This is a genomic window from Candidatus Jordarchaeum sp. (assembly GCF_052745115.1).
This window is the reverse complement of record NZ_JBRAKS010000461.1, coordinates 1-2,589: the sequence shown is the minus strand read 5'-3', so window position 1 is coordinate 2,589 and position 2,589 is coordinate 1. Positions and strand designations below refer to the sequence as shown.

General features: G+C 36.8%; 3 protein-coding genes. 2 read left to right on the top strand and 1 reads right to left on the bottom strand.

The genetic code is table 11. From position 1 onward, the window contains the following. Window positions 1–74: 74 nt before the first annotated feature. Both ACUVXA_RS19590 and ACUVXA_RS19585 read left to right on the top strand, forming a co-directional pair. Complete coding sequence (locus ACUVXA_RS19590) at window positions 75–488, top strand: hypothetical protein (protein WP_445872978.1); 414 nt, start codon at window positions 75–77, stop codon at window positions 486–488. 1 nt (window position 489) lies between these two features. Beyond that, complete coding sequence (locus tag ACUVXA_RS19585; protein ID WP_445872977.1) at window positions 490–1,263, top strand: hypothetical protein; 774 nt, start codon at window positions 490–492, stop codon at window positions 1,261–1,263. A 266-nt stretch (window positions 1,264–1,529) separates the two neighbouring features. On the opposite strand, the gene panB is transcribed toward ACUVXA_RS19585, so the two are convergent. Further along, entirely contained in the window at window positions 1,530–2,375 is an 846-nt protein-coding gene (gene panB / locus ACUVXA_RS19580; RefSeq protein WP_445872976.1) for a 3-methyl-2-oxobutanoate hydroxymethyltransferase, read from the bottom strand. Window positions 2,376–2,589: the final 214 nt, after the last annotated feature.

Below are 2,589 nucleotides of genomic sequence, written 5' to 3'. Positions count from 1 at the left end.
AGTTTAAATCAGCAATTCACGAATTAATGAAAATTAAAAAAAATTTTTATAAATATTATATAAGGGTGGAAAATTTGAGCACCAACAACGTAGAACCCCTAGATGTGGATGAGCTCATTAAACTCGTAAAAACTAATCTAGGTAGATGGAACGCAAATGCTATTTTTATAATAGATGTTAACTTTAAAATCTGGGGGAGAAAGGGTGAGATTCCAAATCCCATTTTGAACTTCTACCGCAAATTTCCTTTCCAGGAAATGCACGTAGGAGACACTCTGCACAACGAAAACACCTATATGATGAAGGTCACCGAAAAAACGGCTGTACTGGTTAGAATGGAGGATTCTCACATAGCAAGACTTTCCGCCATCAATTTAAAGGGGAGGATAAACGCTCTATCACCATTTTACACCCTTGATAAACAAGTAGAAGAAAAAAAAGAATCAAAACTAAACGAAGTAGGAAAAACAGTGAAAAGGATGTGGTAATTTGGATCTATTTCTTTTTCTCCCAATTAGTAAACTCTTCATCAGTTTAGTGATTGTGGTATTTGCAGTATTGATAATTATCATCGGCTACTTGGTCAGAATATATTGGAAACAGAGAGAAATAACAACTCTTACGCTATTAGCATTCTTCTTAGTGTACGGCATTGAACGCGCCTACGCTGGTTTAGGGGAACCACGCATTATCATATGTCAATGGTTTATAGAAATTAATTTGGGCATGATTTTAGCAGCATCAGCGCTGTTAATTCCCATTGTTTTAATGAAAATCAGAGAGTTGTACACGTTTCCACTGCTAGTTGGGACTGCTTTGGTAGCAGTAAACACAATATCATCATTCTACAGAACCACCATAGTGAACCTCGTTAACTACATATTCTACCTTTCAGGTTACAATATTTGGAAACCTATACTAGATTGGATAAACACTCTTTACTTACGAAATAATTACATTTCGGCCTTCGCTAATCCGGTTAGTGCCCTACTAATTCCTGATTTATCATACTTCTATCTATTAGTTTCTGGGATACTCCTTGTACTACCTGCACTAATATTATTTACTATTATTGCTTGGAGAGAAAAAAGTGGAAAAGCTCTGGGTTTCGTCTTGGGTCTAATAATCATATTCATCGGGGGCGCACTCTCAGGTGGACATGCACTGATATACATTGTATTTGAGATGACTGGAATTAGTATCCTAGGTGCGGGTATAACCGGATTAATCGATAAATACGTTTTAAAAAAACCGAAAACATAAAATTATGTGGTAAAAAAATTATGCTCCTAAACCTTAGTTAATTATGGATTAATGGAGCCCTAATCTCCCCATCTTTTTTACTTTCCAGCCCTAATAAACAAGAGAATAAAAAGTCTTTAGATTTGAATTTTTGTAATCCATTTTTTTAAAAAACATACATACGCTGAAGCGTTCTAGACAGAGAATGAAAATGATTTTCATGGTAAATAATTTTAACAGGGTAATACTTAATTGAAATCATTTGAATTTAGAGATATTTGTTTAGATTATCCCTTTATATTTTTTAACATTTTTACTACTTCTTCTCTTAGAGAATAGGAATACTCCTCTGTGGGGAAGAGTTCTTTCTCTACCTCTTCCTTGTATTGTATGACCGCATTTTTAATGGCTTCTCTAACATTTCCAAATCTCTTTACAAACTTGGGTTTAAAGCCTTGGTTAATCCCTATAGCATCATGCAGCACCAAAACCTGTCCATCGCAGTGAATACCAGCACCTATTCCTATAGTGGCCGCCTCCACCGACTCCGTTATCAACTGGGCAACCTGCCAGGGTATGCCTTCAAGCACAATTGAGAAAACACCCGCCTCATCCAGAGCCTTTGCATCCTCCAGTAACGATTTTATTGCCTTCTCGGTTCTTGCTTGGACTTTATGTCCTCCAAAAATGTGTATGGATTGGGGGGTTAATCCGATGTGCCCCATTACTGGGACTCCCAGGTTAAGAATTGCCTTTACAACTTCAATTATTCTTCTGCCGCCTTCAGGTTTAACCGCTTCAGCACCGCCTTCCTGAACTAGACGCATAGCGTTTTTTGCGGCGATCTCAGGAGTTATACAGGAACCAAAAGGCATATCCCCGATAAGTAATGCGTAATTGGTTCCCCTGCGTACGGCAGCAACATGTCTAACCATATCATCCATTGTTACGGAGAGAGTGTCTTTATATCCCAAAACATTGTTTCCTAAGGAGTCACCCACTAGAATCATATCTACCCCTACCTCATCTAAAATTTGAGACGTAGGAGTATCGTAAGCAGTCAACATAACAATTTTTTTACGCTCTTCCTTCATTCTCTTAATATCAAGAACGGTTATTTTTTCTCGTTCCATTTTAATCAGCAACCAAGATTTCTTTTCAGGATAGGTTGAAACAAATTCACCTTTAAAAAGATACTGTACAAAAATAATTACATATATGCTTGGTTTAGGGAATAAAAAAATATTCTAACATTTCCTCTACCAAGAATAGTGATTTCTAAATGAAAAATCGGGCGTAAAAAGTCTTTTGTGCAATTTTAACCGAAAGGTTGGAGTACTGCTTCAT

What these genes read in the sequence shown, in the direction of transcription:
- panB (WP_445872976.1), bottom strand. Translation starts at nt 2,375, where the DNA reads ATGGAACGAGAAAAAATAACCGTTCTTGATATTAAGAGAATGAAGGAA.